This window comes from Porphyromonas pasteri, from assembly GCF_014647755.1.
GTDB lineage: Bacteria > Bacteroidota > Bacteroidia > Bacteroidales > Porphyromonadaceae > Porphyromonas > Porphyromonas pasteri.
Genome location: NZ_BMPU01000002.1, coordinates 159,018 through 177,651, shown reverse-complemented (window position 1 = coordinate 177,651; position 18,634 = coordinate 159,018). Strand labels below are relative to the sequence as shown.

Annotated in this window: 18 protein-coding genes; 17 read left to right on the top strand and 1 reads right to left on the bottom strand. The window is 56.4% G+C overall.

The features are described 5' to 3' along the window. Positions 1-15: 15 nt before the first annotated feature. The gene (locus tag IEX77_RS04250) at positions 16-1,008 is read left to right on the top strand and encodes a hypothetical protein (RefSeq protein ID WP_188807870.1); all 993 of its coding nucleotides are present in this window, start codon (positions 16-18) and stop codon (positions 1,006-1,008) included. 87 nt (positions 1,009-1,095) lie between these two features. Here IEX77_RS04250 and IEX77_RS04245 read toward each other — a convergent pair whose 3' ends face one another. After that, positions 1,096-2,172, bottom strand: a complete 1,077-nt coding sequence (locus IEX77_RS04245) for an acyltransferase family protein (protein ID WP_188807869.1) — start codon at positions 2,170-2,172, stop codon at positions 1,096-1,098. Between the two features lie 267 nt (positions 2,173-2,439). Between IEX77_RS04245 and murC the strand changes: the two genes are divergently transcribed. The 16 genes from murC to IEX77_RS04165 all read left to right on the top strand — a co-directional run bounded on the left by murC (position 2,440) and on the right by IEX77_RS04165 (position 18,612). Beyond that, on the top strand, positions 2,440-3,822 hold the full coding sequence (gene murC, locus IEX77_RS04240; RefSeq protein WP_188807868.1) for a UDP-N-acetylmuramate--L-alanine ligase: 1,383 nt from the start codon (positions 2,440-2,442) through the stop codon (positions 3,820-3,822). Continuing rightward, a complete protein-coding gene (locus tag IEX77_RS04235; RefSeq protein WP_188807867.1) occupies positions 3,819-4,934 on the top strand; it encodes a POTRA-like domain-containing protein in 1,116 nt (371 codons plus the stop codon). The genes murC and IEX77_RS04235 overlap by 4 nt, the downstream gene beginning before the upstream one ends. After that, a complete protein-coding gene (locus IEX77_RS04230) occupies positions 4,931-6,412 on the top strand; it encodes a cell division protein FtsA (protein ID WP_188807866.1) in 1,482 nt (493 codons plus the stop codon). The genes IEX77_RS04235 and IEX77_RS04230 overlap by 4 nt, the downstream gene beginning before the upstream one ends. 18 nt (positions 6,413-6,430) lie before the next feature. Further along, a complete protein-coding gene (ftsZ, locus tag IEX77_RS04225; RefSeq protein WP_229770792.1) occupies positions 6,431-7,918 on the top strand; it encodes a cell division protein FtsZ in 1,488 nt (495 codons plus the stop codon). Between the two features lie 29 nt (positions 7,919-7,947). Beyond that, positions 7,948-8,379 (top strand): BT0820 family HAD-type phosphatase, encoded by a 432-nt coding sequence (locus tag IEX77_RS04220; protein ID WP_009432582.1) that lies wholly within the window; start codon positions 7,948-7,950, stop codon positions 8,377-8,379. Positions 8,380-8,418: 39 nt separating this feature from the next. Next, positions 8,419-8,886 carry a MoaF-related domain-containing protein gene (locus IEX77_RS04215; protein ID WP_188807865.1) on the top strand — a complete coding sequence of 156 codons (468 nt, stop codon included), beginning with the start codon at positions 8,419-8,421 and terminating at the stop codon, positions 8,884-8,886. Positions 8,887-8,918: 32 nt separating this feature from the next. Beyond that, positions 8,919-9,665 carry a DNA alkylation repair protein gene (locus IEX77_RS04210; RefSeq protein WP_188807864.1) on the top strand — a complete coding sequence of 249 codons (747 nt, stop codon included), beginning with the start codon at positions 8,919-8,921 and terminating at the stop codon, positions 9,663-9,665. Between the two features lie 82 nt (positions 9,666-9,747). Beyond that, the gene (locus IEX77_RS04205) at positions 9,748-10,218 is read left to right on the top strand and encodes a hypothetical protein (RefSeq protein ID WP_188807863.1); all 471 of its coding nucleotides are present in this window, start codon (positions 9,748-9,750) and stop codon (positions 10,216-10,218) included. 423 nt (positions 10,219-10,641) lie between these two features. Next, positions 10,642-11,079 (top strand): hypothetical protein, encoded by a 438-nt coding sequence (locus IEX77_RS04200; RefSeq protein ID WP_188807862.1) that lies wholly within the window; start codon positions 10,642-10,644, stop codon positions 11,077-11,079. A 360-nt stretch (positions 11,080-11,439) separates the two neighbouring features. Then, positions 11,440-12,981, top strand: coding sequence for a glycine--tRNA ligase (locus IEX77_RS04195; RefSeq protein ID WP_188807861.1), 1,542 nt, complete (start codon positions 11,440-11,442; stop codon positions 12,979-12,981). 42 nt (positions 12,982-13,023) lie between these two features. Beyond that, positions 13,024-13,554: a hypothetical protein gene (locus IEX77_RS04190; protein ID WP_188807860.1), complete on the top strand. Its 531-nt coding sequence runs from the start codon at positions 13,024-13,026 to the stop codon at positions 13,552-13,554. A gap of 18 nt (positions 13,555-13,572) precedes the next feature. After that, positions 13,573-14,331: a 5'/3'-nucleotidase SurE gene (surE, locus tag IEX77_RS04185; protein ID WP_188807859.1), complete on the top strand. Its 759-nt coding sequence runs from the start codon at positions 13,573-13,575 to the stop codon at positions 14,329-14,331. Positions 14,332-14,335: 4 nt separating this feature from the next. Then, positions 14,336-15,466, top strand: coding sequence for a lipid-A-disaccharide synthase (gene lpxB, locus IEX77_RS04180; protein WP_188807858.1), 1,131 nt, complete (start codon positions 14,336-14,338; stop codon positions 15,464-15,466). 627 nt (positions 15,467-16,093) lie between these two features. Beyond that, positions 16,094-17,056: an ROK family protein gene (locus tag IEX77_RS04175; protein WP_188807857.1), complete on the top strand. Its 963-nt coding sequence runs from the start codon at positions 16,094-16,096 to the stop codon at positions 17,054-17,056. Positions 17,057-17,150: 94 nt separating this feature from the next. Then, positions 17,151-17,687, top strand: coding sequence for an NUDIX domain-containing protein (locus IEX77_RS04170; RefSeq protein ID WP_188807856.1), 537 nt, complete (start codon positions 17,151-17,153; stop codon positions 17,685-17,687). Positions 17,688-17,703: 16 nt separating this feature from the next. After that, positions 17,704-18,612: a sodium Bile acid symporter family protein gene (locus IEX77_RS04165; protein ID WP_188807855.1), complete on the top strand. Its 909-nt coding sequence runs from the start codon at positions 17,704-17,706 to the stop codon at positions 18,610-18,612. Positions 18,613-18,634 lie beyond the last annotated feature (22 nt).

Below are 18,634 nucleotides of genomic sequence, written 5' to 3'. Positions count from 1 at the left end.
TACAACCTATTACTTATGCGTAACTACCTCTATCTTTTCCTATTCCTTCTGCTTGGCACAGGCTCTATTGTCGCCCAAGAATCCGTCACTACGATCAATGGCCACACCTTCCACGTAGGCGATAGCCTCACCATAGGCCTGCCGCATGAGCCAGGCGAAAGGTACCAAACTATGGGTTGGAGTAAAGGGGATATGAAGATCCCCGCCTTCGCAAAAGGCAAGCTCAAGAAGCGCATCATCCCAGCAGAGAAGGACTTCTTCGGAGATCCCATCGGTCAACCACAGATCATATATTTCCTAAGCCTGCCACAATTCCCCAAGGACAGCCTCATCGTTTATCCCGAGCATGCCATACAAAAGGGGGAAATTATAACGGCCCCCATAGAGCACAAAACGCTCTATCCTGAGGCTGTAGAGCTACTCCAAGAGGACTATATACCCGCACTTATCAAGGCTGGTTGCCTAACCTACACAGATCAAGCGATCAAGGTATACGCCGAATCTACGGGAAGCCCAGAGCAGCTGTCGGATGCGACAAGCAATCCCTTCGAGTATCAGAGACAGCGAGCAACCTTACTGGAGAAGCTGAAAGCAGCCGTCGAGAAGTTCGATCTCAATCGGGTCTACTACGTGCGGCACAAGCTCCACACCAAGGGATACGACTTTGTGCGCGGGGGCTACCCATGGGATGAGCGTCTTGGCTATGCATTACCCTTCCTCGCTACAAAGGGAGATCTCCCGATCCACCCCTTCCTAACATATAAGAAGAATGTTCCCTTCATCAGCGTCCCCGCTGACCGAGCAGAGAGCTTTGAGAAGCGCAAGAATACACTGGGATTGGATCTGCAGACCTTCTATATAAGGGCATATATTCGTATAGTCCCTGGGCAGAAGTACGAAGAAGATGGTAGCCGTCTCTATAAGATGGAGGTAGATTACCTTGGCCTTGACGCCTACGAATACCCCCACTGCGCCTACTACCACATAGGCTCAGGTAAGGCAGAGTAAGAGGACGTTATCCCGTAAAAGCCATAGCCCCGAGGCACTCTATTTGAGGTGTCTCGGGGCTATGTGCTTTAGGATATAGAGCAATACTTACTTCTTCATCAGACGGCCCTTCTCACCGAAGAGCGCAAAGTCCAGATAAGGATTGAGGCGGATGCAGTAGATGACGGCAAGCGATGGCAAGAGGGTCATCAGCGTGCCAGCAAGTCCGATAAATATGTCAAGTGAAAGCTGGTTACTTGGAGTAATTCTCCCAAGGAAGGCATGCACTCCAGGGAAGACTGGTAAGAAGAAATAGTGCACAAAGTAAATGGGTAGTGACCACTGTCCCAATAATACAAGCCAGCGTCCAAGGCGTCCTTCGCCTATCGTCAGTACATCCAGCACATAGATCATCAAGATGGTGAACGAGAGAGCCATTAGACGATTGATGTGCCACAGCCCATAACCCAAGTATTCTGCCAAATACTGATCCCCATTAGGATCTTGAATCAAGTGCCCTATACAGACAACAAAAAGTATAAAAGCGATAGCGACAACTCCCTGTGAACGTAGCTTATCTAGGAGATCTAGTCGCCCAATGATCCATCCAATCACTAAATAGGGATATAGGCAAGCCAAGCGTGTACGCACAATAGGCAGTATATTCGCTGCAGCTGGATACAAGCGCAGAATCCCATCATGAATGAAGTAATAGATCCCTATTGTAAAGACAATATGAAGTATAACTTCCCAGGCAAGTGCTTTCTTCTTGGGTAAAGCGTGGAGCACAAGGTCAACGACACTACGTTGGACAAGAAAAAGAGCAACATAAATAAACAGATGGAGTGTAAACCAATACTGGTTACCGAAGATTCCCACCCACTCTATCTGACCATCATTCCATAGTCTCCAGAAAGGGTACCACAGCATAGCAGGTAAGATAAGCCGCACAAACTTGTCTTGAAAGAACTGTTTGAGGGATGATAAGCTGTCAACTTTCCGCTGAGCAAAGTACCCAGATACAAGAACGAACAATGGCATATGTACCGCTAATATAAAGCGATGCAGATAGCTTTTTGTAGCAAAAATATCTGAGTCTGCACCCAGATAGACATGCCCAAAAATCACCAGCAGTATAGCGAAGCCCTTGAGCGCATCAAGCGATAGTAATCGTTTCTTACCCATGTAGCCAATTAATGTGAAGTAGTTGTGGTACACAAAGGTACAACAAAGAGAGGTATATCCTCCAGCCGATGCCTCTGGTGAGCAGGGACTTATTCCCCTGCATACATTTCGGCTAAGTAGAAACTGAACCGCAGAGAAAAAGGAACTAGTATGAGTCGATTTTCTCGCCTTGCAGAGAAGCCGACTTACCCGCTTTATATAAGTACGCTGGCGCTCGGTGTTACTTTCTTTGTACCTTTGCGTAAAATGGTAAAATAGAGATAGTGCATGAAGCTGTATTTTATTGGTATCGGTGGCATAGGCATGAGCGCTCTCGTGCGCTACTTCCTCAGCAAGGGAGATAGCGTAGCAGGGTATGACTTGACGCCTTCACCCCTCACACACGCCTTGAGTGAAGAGGGTGCTACGATCCACTACGAAGACGATCCCGAGCTAATCCCCGAGCCTTTCCGCACGAAGGATACCCTCGTCGTCTTCACTCCAGCCGTTCCCCACGACCACCGCGAGCTGGCTTTCTTCCGCGCACAGGGCAACCGTGTGATGAAGCGTGCTGAGCTCCTCGGCGAACTGACTCGCCGTGAGCGCGGGCTCTGCATCGCTGGTACCCACGGCAAGACTACGACCTCTACCCTACTGGCACACCTCCTGCGCTCGAGCCACGTCGACTGCCACGCCTTCCTCGGCGGTATCTCGAATAACTACCAGACCAACTGCCTCATCTCCGAGCACAGCGACTATGCCGTGATCGAGGCCGATGAGTTCGACCGCTCCTTCCACCATCTCTCTCCATACATCGCGGTGATCACCTCCGCGGATCCCGACCACCTCGACATCTACCATACGCCCGAGGCCTATCGGGAGAGCTTCGAGCACTTCACCTCGCTCGTCAGCGCAGAGGGTGCTCTGGTAATGAAGAAGGGTATCCCCGTGACGCCCCGCCTCAAGAAAGGTACGCGCCTCTTCACCTACACCACAGGAGCTGACGAAGCGGACTTCCGTGCCGACGGCATCGAGATCCGTGATGGGCATCTCTTCTTCGACTGGCACTATCCCGCTATCGAAGGGCACCCCGCAGGTACGCTCCACGTCGAGCTCGGTGTGCCCCTCCTCATCAATGTAGAGAATGCCGTAGCAGCTATGGCCGTAGCTTACCTCTGTGGAGCTACCCTCGAGGAGCTGGCCGCAGGTGTAGCCTCCTTCCGTGGGGTCTATCGCCGCTTCGACCGCCTCATCAATGATCCCCGCTGCGTGCTCATCGATGACTACGCCCACCACCCCAATGAGCTTGACCCCAGCATCCGCTCGGTGCGTGAGCTCTATCCCGACCGCAAGATCCTCGGCATCTTCCAGCCGCACCTCTATAGCCGTACGCAGGACTTCTATCGGGAGTTCGCCGCAAGCCTTGACCAGCTCGACGAAGTCATTCTCCTCGATATCTATCCCGCTCGCGAGCTCCCCATCCCAGGCGTCACTTCGCAGATGATCGCCGACGTGATGAAGCACAAGGATGTGCTTGTGCTGCCTAAGGAAGGCCTGCTCCCCGAGCTCAAGAAGCGTCAGGAGCTCCCCGAAGTCATCCTGATGGTCGGCGCTGGAGATATTGACCGCCTGGTGCCCCAGGTAGCAGATGAGATCCGCCGCAGGCTATGAAGAATAGAGCCTTCGTACGCAACCTACTCCTGCTCCTCCTGTCAGTCTCACTGATAGGAGGTATCGCGTACCTACTCATCCGCTCCCCACGCGTCACCTCCACCGACCGCTGCGAGGCTGTTACCGTCGAGATAAAGACCGAGGCGGGTGGTGAACCACTCTTCCTCACTGGCGACCGCATCACCGATGAGCTTGCCCGTCGTGGCATCCAGCTACGTGGGAAACGCCTTGACTCCATCGACCTCAGAAAGATCGAGCGTACCCTGCTCAGCATGCCTATCTACAAGCGTGCTGAGGCCTTCATCGCCCCCTCCTCCTCCTCCGTGCAGATACGCCTGACGGAGAAGCACCCCCTCTACATCGTGCAGGAGCCTTCGGGTAAGAGTTACTACGTCACGCAGGGCAAGGGTACGATCACGGTGAACCCCACCTTCGCAGCTTACCTCCCCATCGTCAGCGGTGCTGTAGACCTCAAGATGGCTACGGGTCCCGTCTACGACCTCATGGCTGCCCTGCGCGAAGATCCCTACTTCACCGACTACTTCGGGCAGGTCTACGTCGACGAGACCGACGGTATCGTGCTCATCCCACGTATCGGCACGACGCGCGTCATCATAGGTCGCGAGTCGAACTGGAGTGAGAAGCTCCGTAAGTGGCGCATCTTCGCAGAGAGCGTGCTCCCCAAGCGCGGGATGAACGCCTTCAGCTACGTCAACCTCGACTACGGCACACAGATCATCGCATGCAGCCGCTATGCCCCCGAGGGCGAGACCTTCGACGAAGAAGGCGAAGTCGTCGCTGCTCCAGCACCAGCGCCTGCACCCACTCCCGCTCTCTCCCCCAAGCCTGCGCCAGTGGCCAATGCGGCTCCTGCTCCGAAGAAGCCCACCGCCGTAGAGAAGCCCCGCGAGAAGGCTAAGGAAACCCCGAAGGACAAGCCCAAGGATAAGCCCGCAAGCAAGCCCAGCGACAAGGCGAAGACCGATAAGAAAGAGCCGAAGAAGGACCCCAAGAAGGATCCTAAGAAGCCCGCTCCTCAGCAAGCCCCCACCCCCAAGAAACCCAATAAGCCCGCCGAGAAGGGCAAACCTAACAAGCCACAAAAGAAATGAACGATCGTAGGGATAGCATATACGCCGTCATCAACATAGGCAGCACCTCCCTCTCTGGGATGCTCGCCACGAAGTCCCCACAGGGACGCGTCGTGCCCATCGCCGCCCACCGTGTCCCCACGGCAGGCTGCGTGCGCCAAGGTTCTATACACAACATCGAGGAGGCTGCCAAGCGTATCTCTTCGCTCCTCGATAAGCTCAGCACCGCCCTACCCCAGGAGGCACAGATCTCTGGCGTGTATGTAGGACTGGAGTGCCGCTCTATGCGCTCCGAGCGCTATGACTCCTTCATCGACCTCGGTGAAGAAGGTAGCGTCGTCACCCCCGAGCACCTACTCACCCTCAAGGATCAGGTCAGTGATGCCAGCTATCCCGGCATGACGATCCTCTCCATCACAGAGCCCCGCTACCGATGTGATGGCAAGCGCGAGCCCAACCCCAGAGGTGTGCGTTGCCGCCGTCTTGAGGCCCAGTACCTACTCATCGTAGCCCGACAGAACATCATCGTCAACGTCCGTGAGACCATCGAAGATCGCTTAGGCCTACGCCTGCTGGGTATCCTCCCCACCCCCATCGCCGAAGCAGCCGCTACGATGACGATGGAGGAGATGGCCCTCGGCTGTGCCTACGTCAACATCGGCGGCGGTACGACCTCCATAGCTATCTATCAGGAGCGCTTCCCCGTCGCCCTCTTTGTCCTGCCTCTCGGTGGGAACAATGTGACGCGCGACCTCACGCAGCTCAGTGTACCCCTCCTGGAGTCCGACGCTGAGAACCTAAAGATCAATCAGGGCTCGATGAATCTCTCCGTGTCGCGCACCGAGGAGATCATCGCTACCTCCGCTGACGGTAGCTCTACGAAGCACTTCAGCCAGCTCGAGGTCAACCGCTACATCAGCGCACGTATCCTCGAGATCCTGAACAATGTGGTCAGCATCATCCACGAAGCTGGCTGCGGTGAGAGCATCCCCAAGGGCTTCGTCTTCGCTGGTGGCGTGACGAAGACCAACTACTTCTTCGAGACCCTGCGTAAGCTCTCTCCCGAGTACCGCAAGGCTTCTCTCCGCCGAGACATCTACGAGGAAGGTGTCGACAATAACCTCCTCGCAAATTATATCACCGAGATAGCCCTCGCCGCTCAGGCCAGCGAGCCCGGTGTGACATACGAACTCCGTCCCCTCGAGTCACTCCTTCAGGAGCAGCCCACGACACGCTCCAGCGAGTCTGCTGAGCCCGTGCTCCAGCCCAAGGAAGAGGAGGAAGAGTCCTACACCTACACGACCATCAGCGAAGCCCAGCACCTCCCGCTGGATGATGATGAAGACGACTTCTTCGACTACCGCGAAGAGTCCTACAAACACGAAGAGAAGCGCGAGCCTAAGGAGAAGGGTCCGTCGGCCTTTGAGCGCCTCAAGAGTGGCTTATCAAAGGGTATTAGCAGCCTCTTCGGTGAGAGTGATGGTGGTGATGATTATTAGCCCATACCTTTAGACGACATGGATACAATAGAACGAGGCAGTATCAACTACGGATACAGCGAAAGTCAGATCAAGCAGCTCATCAAGGTAGTGGGCGTAGGTGGTGGTGGTGGTAACGCTGTCACGAAGATGTGCACCAGTGGCTCCGTCCCTGGGGTGTCCTTCCTCCTATGTAACACAGATACCCAGGCTCTCGACCGCAGCCCTGTGGTAGACAAGATCACGATCGGTCCCACCGTCACCAAGGGTCTCGGTGCTGGTGCCAAACCTGAGCGCGCTAAGGAAGCTGCTCTCGAGAGTGAGCAGGCTATCCGTGATGCCCTCATCGAGGGCGATACACGCATGGTCTTCATCACGGCTGGTATGGGTGGTGGTACGGGTACGGGTGCAGCACCCGTCATCGGCAAGATCGCCATGCAGGCGGGCCTACTGACTATCGGTATCGTCACGATCCCCTTCCTCTTTGAAGGTACGGCTAAGATCCTCCAGGCACTCGAAGGGGTCAAGCAGATGCGCGAGAGTGTAGACGCTCTCCTCGTCATCAACAACCAGCGCCTCATCGAGGTGTACAAGGACTTCACCGTCTCCGAAGCCTTCGCCAAGGCGGACGATACGCTGAGCAATGCTGCACGCGGTATCTCCGACCTGGTGAATATCGCCGGTACGATCAACCTTGACTTCGCTGACGTCGATACGACCCTGCGCAATGGCGGTGTAGCTGTCATCAACACCGGCTACGCTGAAGGGCCCGAGCGTATGACTCTGGCTATCCAGGAGGCACTCAATTCGCCTCTCCTGAACAACAACAATATCAGCAAGGCACGTCACCTCCTGATCAACGTCTATGAGGGTGATGAAGAGCCTCTCACTATCCCCGAGCTCACCGAGCTCCAGGCCTTCACCGAGGACTTCTCCGACGAGGTCAAGACGATCTATGGTACGGCTCGCGTCGAAGGTATCGGCAAGAAGATCGGTGTGACAATCCTCGCCTCGGGCTTCGGCTTTGACGAAGATATCTTCCTGCCCACGACGCCCAAGGCCAAGGATCCGCTGGCCAAGATCAGCGAAGAGAAGGAGCGCGACGAGCAGCAGCGCCTCATCGAGCGTGTCTATGGTGGTGCCGCCACCAAGCGCACAAAGGCCGAGCCTGTCGCCCTGAACATCGATGAGCTCGATGACGAAGAGCTCCTCCTCATCCTCGAGGAGACGCCTTCCTTCCGCCGCGATCACCGCATCTTCGAGAGCAAGCGCATCGATAAGAGTAGCAACAGAGCGATCCGTATTAACAACTATGGTACGGCCAGCCAGAGTGCTCGTGAGCGTAGCACGCTGTCGGCCTTCGACCTGCATACGCCCCGCCCCGAGCCTTCGCAGTACACGACGAGCTCGACGACCTTCACCACCTCTACACCGTCACGTCCAGAGCCCGTAGAGGAGGTCACTCAGCCCGAAGAAGAGAAGACCGAGGAGACGCCTGAGAACGTCATCCGCTTCTCTGGATTCTAAACTCTACCCTATACTCCCCCACTCTACTAATGATTATAGCTGTTGACTTCGACGGCACGATCGTGCGTCACCGTTATCCCAAGATCGGCGAGGAAATCCCCTTCGCCACCCAGACCCTCGCGATGCTGATCCGTGATGGGCATCGTCTCATCCTCTGGACCGTCCGTGAGGGCGCTCTCCTGGACGAAGCCGTGGAGTGGTGCCGTCAGCGTGGCGTAGAGTTCTACGCTATCAATAGAGACTTCCCCGAGGAAGACGCTACGGGGTCGGGCTTCTCGCGCAAGCTCAAGGCCGATCTCTTCCTCGATGACCGCAGCTTCGGTGGGCTGCCCGACTGGGGTACGATCTACCACCGCATCCAGGCGGGTAAGGCGCTCGACGGCGAGTGGCACCGACTGGGTCTCTACGAAGAGGAGGAGGAGAAGCGTGGCTTCTTCTCGCGTCTCTTCTCGCGTGACTAAGCCGCACCACACCTACTACACATTAGCCATAGATCTATCATGCATCTACGCCCTCTCTTCACTCTTGTCGCTGCGCTCTTGCTCCTCACAGCGTGCAGTGGGGACTCCTCTGACACTAAGACGAGCCAAGAGGACGCACCTCCCGTACAGACTACGGATACGACACTCGTCGGGAAGCGCCTACACCTGCGCTTCCCCGATAACTTCTCTACCGTCGAGTACCTATCGCACAAGCACCTCTTCTGGAGAAGTAAGGACTCCGTCCACGGTAGCAAGGAAGGCGAAGACAACTACAGCGCCATACGTATCGGCAAGAGTGTCTTCTTCATCAACTGGGTCGAGGCCGATGGCACGACCGTGAGCCAGGTCCTTGACCTCAGTGAGCGCACCTGTCAGGCATTCATCACCTCGAATGTCTATTCGCGCAACCAGACCTCGCGTAGTACCTCCGTCCTCTCTGGCACCATCGAGAAGATCGAGGATGCCAATCACCTACTCTTAGACTAATTCCCCACGGGGGCCTTTGCTGTCTAAGGCCTATGTCCAGCCCCTATCGCATCGACGAGCGAAGCATCACAGAGCACCTTCTGGAGCTTGCTCAGCAGGGCAATCAGCCCTTTACCCAGCGACTACATCCCTATATAGCAGGCGTACTCGGCGTACGTCTATCCGACCTACGTGCACTCGCTCGGCGTATCGTGCGTAGTGGCAGCTGGCCTGCTTACCTCGACGAAGCTGAGCGTGGCGAGCGCCCCGAAGAGGAGGACTTCATGGAGGCACGTACCCTGCAGGGCCTTGTCCTCGGTATGCTCCCTGTGAATGACTTCTCCGACTACCTCACCCACCTCTCGCGCTGGGTGCGGGTCATCCACTCCTGGTCGGTCTGCGACTCCTTCAGCCTCCCCCAGCCGAAGAAGCTACTCCGTGAGCATGGCCCCGAGCTCTGGGCGTTCTTCCTCCCCTACCTCCAGCACAGCGGGGAGTACGAGGTGCGCTTCGGCATCGTCGCCCTTATGCAGTACTTCATCGACGATGAGCATATAGACGAGCTACTACGTCACTACCTCGCCGTGAGCCATGAGGGCTACTACGTGCGTATGGCGCTGGCGTGGGCTATCGCTGAATGCTACACCTTCTACCCCACCGAGACCCACCCCTACCTCGCTGAGAAGCGCTTCGAGCCGTGGGTGCACAACAAGGCCATCCAGAAGATCTGCGAGTCGCGTCGCATCGATCCCGACACCAAGACCCTACTCAAGGCCCTGCGCGTAAAGGCCTCGAAATAGCCCCCTTCAGCGAAGGCGTAGAGATTCCTACTATTCTCTATCTTTGGAGTAGCAATACTCACTACCTAACTCTGACGAACCTATGAATAGTAAGCTCCTTATAGGGGGACTTGCTCTCTTCCTTCTTCTCCCCAACTTGGGCTGTGAGAAGAACGCAAAGCAAGCCCTACCTACCTCCCAAAGAGAAGCAAAGAGAGGGCATCTATCCAGCTTGGAGAACTTCTCCGAAAGCGAGCTCAGCGCTTTCACCGCCACGTATGACTCCACCGATCCTAAGAGCAAAGAGAAGGCCATCAGCACACTGGACAAAGCTGTGAAGCTATTCGTCTCCCCCAAGATCAATACGAAGCTGAGCGAGTCGGCCCAATGCGTCATCGATTCGGACGACACCACTGGGCGCGCATGGGTCAGCTCCCTCTCTATCAGTCGCCCGCGTGAGATCCCCTTCTACGAGCAATTTATGCTCATCTGCAATGCCCACTCATCCCCGAATGGACAGGAAGGTATGTGGGACCTCTTCACCAGAGAAGGCGAGATCAGCATCCTGTACTAATAGTACATTCCCCTACCTTGTGCGGGACGCTTTCGGCTGAGCCGAGGGCGTCCCGCACGGCTTTTATAGATCCCTTCACTACGGCGATGATGTGGCGGACTATACAGCCTTTTTCCTTTCCGCATAGAAGAACTAACGCCCTACCCGCAGTGCTATAAGTCCCCTCCTATACAGCATATCCTCTATCCAGGTACGTAGATTTATAGACTCTGCACGTAGATCCTATCATCCACCTACGTAGTCCTAAGATCCACGTACCGAGATAAAGCTTTAGCCGTAGTCCTAAGAGACTTTTCCACCACGCGTGCGGGAGTTTTCCTGCAGTGCTCACAGAGACACCTTGTAGAAACTGAAAGGATATATCTATATTTGGTATCGAAACGAACTCACAAACCTAAAACACATTCAGGTATAAAGACTCTTATGAAAGCATCTAAGCTCCTTTGGGCAGTAGTTATGGCGCTCACCTTCGTACTCACGTCTTGTGACCGAGTCACGGATGAGCCCACTATTGAGGGTAAAATGAATAAGTTCTTCGATAGCCAAGCCCAGCAAAAGTCCTTCCGTGTGTTGACGGCCTCAGGAAAGCCGTACAACCATAAAATAGATTGGCATATCATCGGTATACTAGATCCAAAGTCTGAGACCTACTTAACGAAGAAGATCGACACCCTATCGAATGGAGACCTCAAGATATCTTACGACTGGGTAGCCTTTATCGTCAGAGAGAACAAGTCCGTGATCGATGTCGAAGTCCAGAAGAATGAAACGGGACAGGATAGGTCAGTTGACTTCGTTGCCCAGGATAACCACAAGGGTCTCGCCTCCCCAAGTATGACGGTCATCCAGCGAGCAAAATAAGCTCCATCCTATCATACTCAGGGTACTCACCCTACTCCGTGCGGGATGCTTTCGGCTAAGCCAAGGGCATCCCGCACGAGTGTTTATCTAGGGCGTATGGTAGGGCTACTTCGGTACTCAGAAGAAGGCTAATTAGGTAGCTGGAGGACCTCCAGCTTATTGATGAGGTGCTGACTTCTACACGGACGGGAGTCACCCGCCCGAAGTGCGGTCAGCGAGCGGGCCTTTCGGAGCCGATCCGTAGCGTACGTAAGTAGAGGAGAATGTGTAACTTTGTGGACTGTGCGCACCTCGCATCGGTGCGTCGCAGCTATCACATCGATACAATCCAAATAGATAATAGAATAAGCAACTGCTCTCATGGCACAGCAAGAAGACCTCTTTAAGAAGGTGATCGCCCACTGTAAGGAATACGGCTTCGTCTTCCCCTCCTCCGAAATCTACGACGGCCTCGGCGCTGTCTACGACTACGGACAGCTCGGTAGCGAACTGAAGAACAACATCAAGCGCTACTGGTGGGAGGCGATGACCCTCTTGGCTCCTAACGTCGTAGGGATCGACTCAGCGATCTTCATGCACCCCAAGATCTGGAAGGCCTCTGGCCACGTCGACGCCTTCAATGACCCCCTCATCGACAACAAGGACTCGAAGAAGCGCTACCGCGCTGACGTCCTCATCGAGGATCAGCTGGCGAAGATCGAGGAGAAGATCAATAAGGAGGTAGCCAAGGCTGCGAAGAAGTTCGGCGAGAGCTTCGACGAAGCGCAGTTCCGCTCCACCAATGGCCGTGTACTCGAGTATCAGGCTAAGTGGGAAGAGCTGCACAGTCGCTTCGCTGCTGCTATGAACGATACCAACCTCGAGGAGCTGCGTCAGATCATCCTCGACTACGAGATCGTCTGCCCCATCAGTGGCACGCGCAACTGGACGGAGGTCCGCCAGTTCAACCTTATGTTCGCCACCGAGATGGGCTCCACAGCCGACGGTGCGATGAAGGTCTATCTGCGCCCCGAGACGGCTCAGGGGATCTTCGTGAACTTCCTCAATGTGCAGAAGACGGGTCGTATGAAGGTGCCCTTCGGTATCGCACAGATCGGTAAGGCCTTCCGCAATGAGATCGTCGCCCGTCAGTTCATCTTCCGTATGCGCGAGTTCGAGCAGATGGAGATGCAGTTCTTCGTCCGTCCCGGTGAGGAGCTCAAGTGGTTCGACTTCTGGAAGGACCTGCGTCTTCGCTGGCACAAGGCCCTCGGCCTCGGCGACAAGAAGTACCGCTACCACGACCACGAGAAGCTGGCGCACTACGCCAACGCAGCTACGGACATCGAGTTTGAGATGCCCTTCGGCTTCAAGGAAGTAGAGGGTATCCACAGCCGTACGGACTTCGACCTGAAGCGTCACGAGGAGTTCAGCGGCAAGAAGATGCAGTACTTCGATCCCGAGCTGGGTGAGAGCTATGTGCCCTACGTCATCGAGACCTCTATCGGTGTCGACCGTATGTTCCTCAGCCTCGTCTGTGGCTCCTACGAAGAGGAAGCCCTCGAGGGTGGTGAGAAGCGCACGGTACTGCGCCTGCCCGCAGCTCTCGCTCCTGTCAAGCTCGCTATCCTACCCCTGGTACGTAAGGACGGCCTCGATGCCAAGGCACAGGAGATCTACGACGAGCTGAAGTTCGACTTCAACTGCCAGCTCGATGAGAAGGACTCTATCGGTAAGCGCTACCGCCGTCAGGACGCTATCGGTACGCCCTACTGCGTCACCATCGACCACCAGACGATGGAGGATGATACCGTCACCCTGCGTCACCGCGACACGATGCAGCAGGAGCGCGTCGCTATCAGCGAGCTCTCCCGCGTACTCTACGAGGCTACTTCGCTGAAGAGCCTGCTGCGCAAGATCTAACCCCCACCCAAGAGAGGTGCCCACCACTTCATCTAAGAGACAATGATGATAAGCAAGATCACCACAGGCCTCGCCCTGCTTACGCTCCTTGGCCTCACGAGCTGCAATAGCACTATCGACGTCGCCCAGGAGCGCCGTGCCACGAATGAGCGGGCCTTCCGCGCCTTCGCCGACAGCACGGACTTCCAGCGCGTCACTGTACCCGGTATCACGGGTAGTGGCTTCATCTATATGAAGGTCACCAAGGCAGGCGATGCGTCTGTCGGGGTGGACTATACCGATGCCGTCACGCTCTTCCGTGACGCCTACTCGACGAGCGACTGGATCAAGGACAACCTCAAGGCTATGCGTGTGCGCCAGACCCTTGACCTCAACTCCGTCCAGCAGGAGACCGTCGCCAGCCTCCCCGTAGGCCTGCAGATCGCTGTGCAGAACCTCCATCAGGGAGCGGAAGCCTCTATCGTAGTGCCTTGGTACCTCAATACCAACAATATGGTGGAGCGTACCGAGAGCTATACCTCACTATATTACCGCGTCCGCCTCGGGAGCGTCATCAAGCCCTCCACGAACTAAGGACCTTATACCCTATAGATGCATATACTCCTCAGCAATGACGACGGCTTCCGCGCCGCAGGTATCCAAGAGCTCGCTCAGGCGATGCTCGCCTTCGGTCAGGTGACTATCGTCGCTCCAGACGGGCCCCGCTCGGGCTTCTCTGGCGCTATCACCACGACCCAACCTCTGCGCCTCAAGCACCGCACCACCGAAGGCAACCTCGCTGTATATAGCTGCGAGGGTACGCCTGTGGACTGCGTCAAGCTCGCACTGAACACCCTCTTCCCAGACCAGCGCCCCGACCTCATCATCTCGGGCATCAACCACGGGAGCAACGAGGGTATCTGCGTGAGCTACTCCGGCACGCTCGGTGCTGCCCGCGAAGGCTGTATCTACGGAATCCCTTCGCTGGCCGTGTCGCTCGATGACACCGCTTGGCACCCCGACTTCTCCGACAGCATCGACTACACCGTGCGTGTCGTGAAGATGATGCTTGAGAAGCCCCTACCCTGGCAGACGATGCTCTCGCTGAACGTCCCCAAGACGAAGCCCAAGGGTCTGAAGGTATGCCCTATGACTGTAGGGCGCTTCGTCGAGGAGTTCGTCCACTCAGAGGACGGCAGGGGTAAGCGTATCCACTGGCTCACGGGTCGTCAAGATCCCGCCGAGGATACCAAGGAAGCCGACTGGCACTACCTCAAGGAGGGCTGGGCGACGCTCACGCCTCTCCAGCTCGACTGCACGAACTATCAGTGGCTCGGGGAACTCGAAGCCCTGGCCGAACGCTCAGCATAGCACTATGCGCTACTTCTTAGTCGCAGGCGAAGCCTCTGGCGACCTCCACGCCTCGGCGCTCATACGGGCGCTGCGGGCTGAGGATCCAGAGGCTTCGTTTGCTTTTATGGGTGGAGACAAGATGGAGGCCGCAGCAGGTGTCGCCCCCATCGTCCACTACCGTGAGGTCGCCTTCATGGGCATCGTCAGCGTCGTCAAGAACCTCGGGAAGCTCACCCGCATCGGCCGGCAGATACAGGCTGCTATGCGTGACTTCGCCCCCGATGTGGTCATCCCTGTGGACTACGCAGACTTCAACTTCCGCTTCATCATCCCTTACGCCAAGAAGGAGCTACGCTGCCCCGTCATCTACTACATCCTCCCCAAGCTCTGGGCGTGGAGAGCAGGACGCATACGCCAGCTCCGCCGCTATGTAGACCTCGGGCTGAGTATCCTGCCCTTCGAGACCAGCTACTTCAGCGACCGCGGCCTTCGTACAGCATATATAGGCAACCCTTGTGTCGATGCGAAGCTCACTTACCTCGCTGAGCACCCCGAGCCCGTAGAGCGTGAGCAGATGCTCCTCCTCGTACCGGGGAGCCGTCAGTCTGAGCTACGGGACAACCTCCCCGAGATGCTCGCTGCTACCGCTGCTTATTCTCAGTTGGGCTGGCGTGTCGTCATCGCTGGTGCTCCAGGGCTTACCGCAGCAGACTACGCCCCCCACCTCGGTAAGTACAGCGATACCCCCATCCTCTTCGGAGATACCTACGGACTCATGCGCCGTGCCCATGCTGCCCTCGTCACCTCGGGGACGGCGACGCTGGAGGCAGGCTTATGGGGCATCCCTATGGTCGTCTGCTATCGTATGGGCGGTAGGCGCATCGCTCGCCTGGCCTTCGAGCGCCTCTTCCGTGTGCCTTACTTCTCGCTGGTCAACCTCATCCTAGACCGCTCCGCCGTCCCCGAGCTCCTCGCTGACCGCGCCCACTCCGTACAGATCCTCTCGATCCTCTCCCGCCTCATCCCTGAGGAGGACCACCGCCGCACGGACCAGCTACAGGCACTGGCCCAGCTGCAGGAGCTGATGGGCACGGAGCCCAGCGCCCCACGCGCTGCAAGAGCTATCCTGAGCTACCTCCACGAAGCACGATAAGCACCCTACTCCACCCCCTCTGTGAGCTGGGGAAAACAAGTGGGTAAGCATGGGATAAATAGGAGACTCATCCCCACCCCTCCAGCGACGACCTTACTCCCCTCTCCCCCCTTCCCTCGGGGTGTAGATAACTCGCAAGATTATCCCACTCCAATACACATACCGAGAAGAGCGAGAGCGAGCAGTGTAATCCCCCGAGATGTGGATGCCTTCCCCTCGACTGCACCCAAAGCCCAGCTATAAGCGGGAAGTCACCTGTGAATACCCTGTGGGCAGGAAGCGCAAAGCATTAGGATAAGTCCGTGGAGGAGCTGAGTGAAGGAAGTGAAGCCTTAATAGGATTACCCACGATTCCACCGACTATAATAACAGTAGGAGATAGAGAGAAAAAAATTTATTCTTCCTCTATATACTTCACTTATATTAAGCACTGGGGATAAGTCGAGCCGTCAGTGGCGGGAGGCCTGGATGTAAGGCGAGCTACTGCCCTATGCAGGTGTCTTATGGTACCGACCTGGGGGACTCCACGCGGGGAGTGCGTGGGGGGCGGAGCCAACTGATCGGTGAAAAAAACTATCTTTGTTCAACAACAAGAATATCTCACATCATAGTACACAAGCACAGCTAATGGAAAAGCCCTATGTAATAGGTGTAGACCTCGGTGGGACGAACACCGTCTTCGGTGTCGTCGACGCCCGTGGTAATGTCGTCGTCAACGCCTCGATCAAGACTGGTACGCACATCGATATTGAGCTCTACCTGAATGACCTCGTCACAGGACTCAATATGCTCATCGAGCAGGTCGGTGGCAAGGAGAAGATCCGTGGTATCGGTGTAGGTGCGCCTAACGGTAACTACTTCAACGGCTCTATCGAGTTCGCCCCCAACCTCCCTTGGAAGGGTAAGATACCCTTGGCTCAGATGATCCAGGATCGCATCGGTATCCCCGTGGCACTCACCAACGACGCTAACGCTGCCGCTATCGGTGAGATGACCTATGGTGCTGCACGCGGTATGAAGGACTTCATCGTCATCACGCTCGGTACGGGCGTCGGTAGCGGTATCGTCGTCGGTGGTCAGCTCGTCTACGGGCACGATGGTTTCGCTGGCGAACTCGGTCATATGATCGTCCGTCGCAATGGCCGTATGTGCGGCTGTGGCCGTCAGGGCTGTCTCGAGACCTACACGTCGGCTACGGGTGTAGCACGTACGGCTCGCGAATACCTCACCATCCGCTCCGACGAGAGCAAGCTCCGTGAGCTGGATATCGACACGATCACGAGTAAGGACGTCTTCGATGCTGCTTCGGCTGGCGACCGTCTCGCTCTCGAGATCTTCGAGTCTACGGGGGCTATCCTCGGCGAAGCCTGCGCGGACTTCGTCACCTTCTCCTCTCCCGAAGCGATCATCTTCTTCGGTGGTCTCACCAAGGCTGGTGACCTCCTGATGAACCCCATCCGTCACCACATGGAGAAGAACATCCTCAAGATCTACGAAGGCAAGACCAAGCTCCTCGTCTCTCAGCTCAAGGAGAGCGACGCTGCCGTCCTCGGTGCCAGCGCTCTCGGCTGGGAAGCCAAGGAAATCTAATCTCCTTCGATCCCTATGATGACAGACGAGCCGGCGCACTGCCGCGCTCGTCTGTTGTCTTTCCCCCACACGCCTTCCCTATCCCTTATTCCCTATGCATACACATCCACTATCGAGCTTCAGCTACTGCCCTCGCTGCGGGCAGAAGGGGCTGGAGCATGTACACGGCCGTGCTATCCACTGCCCGAGCTGTGACCTCACTTACTTCCACAATGTCGCCTCTGCTGTCGCTTGCTTCGTCCTCGATGAGGCGGGGCGTCTTCTCACTGTGCGCCGTGCACGTGATCCGGAGAAGGGCACGCTGGACCTCCCTGGGGGCTTCGTAGATCCCGAGGAGACGGTGGATGATGCCGTGCGTCGTGAGCTGCGCGAAGAGACGGGTCTCGAGGCAACGGAGGTGCGTCTACTCTTCTCGATCCCTAATGTCTACCCCTATTCGGGTGTCGATGTCTATACGGCGGATCTCTTCTACCTGACGCGTGTGAAGAGCTTCGACGGCGCGACGGCTATGGATGATGCTGGTGAGTTGGTCATCGTCGACCCAGCAGACCTCCGTCCCGAGGCCTTTGGTCTGCGCTCGATACGTGCCGGTGTAGAGCGCATCGTAGCCGATCCTAAGCTCATCGGATAACGTACCTATTTGTCCTATGCTCGGTAGCCTTTGGAGTCGGCTGAAGGGCTTTACACCGCTCTTCTTCATTGCGGTGGGGCTCTTATCGTGGCGTATCACCGCGCCCTATGGTTGGCTGGCGCCGTGGATCATCTCGGCGATGCTCTTCTTCGCTGTGCTCAATATGCCACCCAGCGCAGCGGCTCCACGACCGAAGCACCTCCTTCTTTTCGTCCTCCAGATAGCTATCGGGGGGACGCTCTACTTCATTCTCTCGGCGTGGGATCACGTCATCGCTACGAGTCTCTTCATGTGCTTCCTCGCACCAGCTGCTGCCGCTGCGGGAGCGATGACGAGCCTCATGGATGGTGATACAGGCTTCGCTACGGGCTACACCATCGTCACACACGGGCTGATCTGCCTGGTAGCACCCTTCCTACTCCCCCTACTTGATTCGCACAGCCATCTACCCTTCTGGACGCTCTCAGGGCAGATAGCGCTCCTGGTGATCCGTATGGTCATGCTACCTATCGTGCTGGCATGGCTCGTGCGCGGTGTGATGAAGAGTATGGGGAAGACCCCTCACCCTCCGAAGAAACTCACCTACCTCTTGTGGCTCTCCTCGCTGCTCTTCATCTTGGGGAAGAGCGTCTCCTTCGTCTTGAAGGAAGGGTCGGAGCAGGTCGGTCTACTCATCGCCTCCTTCGCTGTCGGGCTCTTGGCGTGCGCTATTCAGTTCACACTCGGCAGTCATCTGGCGCGCCGTATTGGTGTCGAGGAGGTCGCATGCCGTCAGTCTATGGGGCAGAAGAATACTGCCCTGACGCTCTGGCTCTGCATCACCTTCATGCATCCGCTCGTCGCTCCTGGTATAGCGGGCTACATCGCTTGGCAGAACTTCTTCCTCACCTACTACATGAATCGCCGAAGCCGTCCCAAAGGCTGAGGCCCCACACCACTACGCACTA

Excerpts from the sequence above, each read along its gene's own strand:
- IEX77_RS04235 (WP_188807867.1), top strand. The coding sequence starts at position 3,819 with ATGAAGAATAGAGCCTTCGTACGCAACCTACTCCTGCTCCTCCTGTCA.
- surE (WP_188807859.1), top strand. The coding sequence starts at position 13,573 with ATGCATATACTCCTCAGCAATGACGACGGCTTCCGCGCCGCAGGTATC.
- IEX77_RS04250 (WP_188807870.1), top strand. The coding sequence starts at position 16 with ATGCGTAACTACCTCTATCTTTTCCTATTCCTTCTGCTTGGCACAGGC.
- lpxB (WP_188807858.1), top strand. The coding sequence starts at position 14,336 with ATGCGCTACTTCTTAGTCGCAGGCGAAGCCTCTGGCGACCTCCACGCC.
- murC (WP_188807868.1), top strand. The coding sequence starts at position 2,440 with ATGAAGCTGTATTTTATTGGTATCGGTGGCATAGGCATGAGCGCTCTC.
- IEX77_RS04215 (WP_188807865.1), top strand. The coding sequence starts at position 8,419 with ATGCATCTACGCCCTCTCTTCACTCTTGTCGCTGCGCTCTTGCTCCTC.
- IEX77_RS04245 (WP_188807869.1), bottom strand. The coding sequence starts at position 2,172 with ATGGGTAAGAAACGATTACTATCGCTTGATGCGCTCAAGGGCTTCGCT.
- IEX77_RS04195 (WP_188807861.1), top strand. The coding sequence starts at position 11,440 with ATGGCACAGCAAGAAGACCTCTTTAAGAAGGTGATCGCCCACTGTAAG.
- IEX77_RS04190 (WP_188807860.1), top strand. The coding sequence starts at position 13,024 with ATGATGATAAGCAAGATCACCACAGGCCTCGCCCTGCTTACGCTCCTT.
- IEX77_RS04210 (WP_188807864.1), top strand. The coding sequence starts at position 8,919 with ATGTCCAGCCCCTATCGCATCGACGAGCGAAGCATCACAGAGCACCTT.
- IEX77_RS04205 (WP_188807863.1), top strand. The coding sequence starts at position 9,748 with ATGAATAGTAAGCTCCTTATAGGGGGACTTGCTCTCTTCCTTCTTCTC.
- IEX77_RS04230 (WP_188807866.1), top strand. The coding sequence starts at position 4,931 with ATGAACGATCGTAGGGATAGCATATACGCCGTCATCAACATAGGCAGC.
- IEX77_RS04220 (WP_009432582.1), top strand. The coding sequence starts at position 7,948 with ATGATTATAGCTGTTGACTTCGACGGCACGATCGTGCGTCACCGTTAT.
- IEX77_RS04175 (WP_188807857.1), top strand. The coding sequence starts at position 16,094 with ATGGAAAAGCCCTATGTAATAGGTGTAGACCTCGGTGGGACGAACACC.
- IEX77_RS04165 (WP_188807855.1), top strand. The coding sequence starts at position 17,704 with ATGCTCGGTAGCCTTTGGAGTCGGCTGAAGGGCTTTACACCGCTCTTC.
- ftsZ (WP_229770792.1), top strand. The coding sequence starts at position 6,431 with ATGGATACAATAGAACGAGGCAGTATCAACTACGGATACAGCGAAAGT.
- IEX77_RS04200 (WP_188807862.1), top strand. The coding sequence starts at position 10,642 with ATGAAAGCATCTAAGCTCCTTTGGGCAGTAGTTATGGCGCTCACCTTC.
- IEX77_RS04170 (WP_188807856.1), top strand. The coding sequence starts at position 17,151 with ATGCATACACATCCACTATCGAGCTTCAGCTACTGCCCTCGCTGCGGG.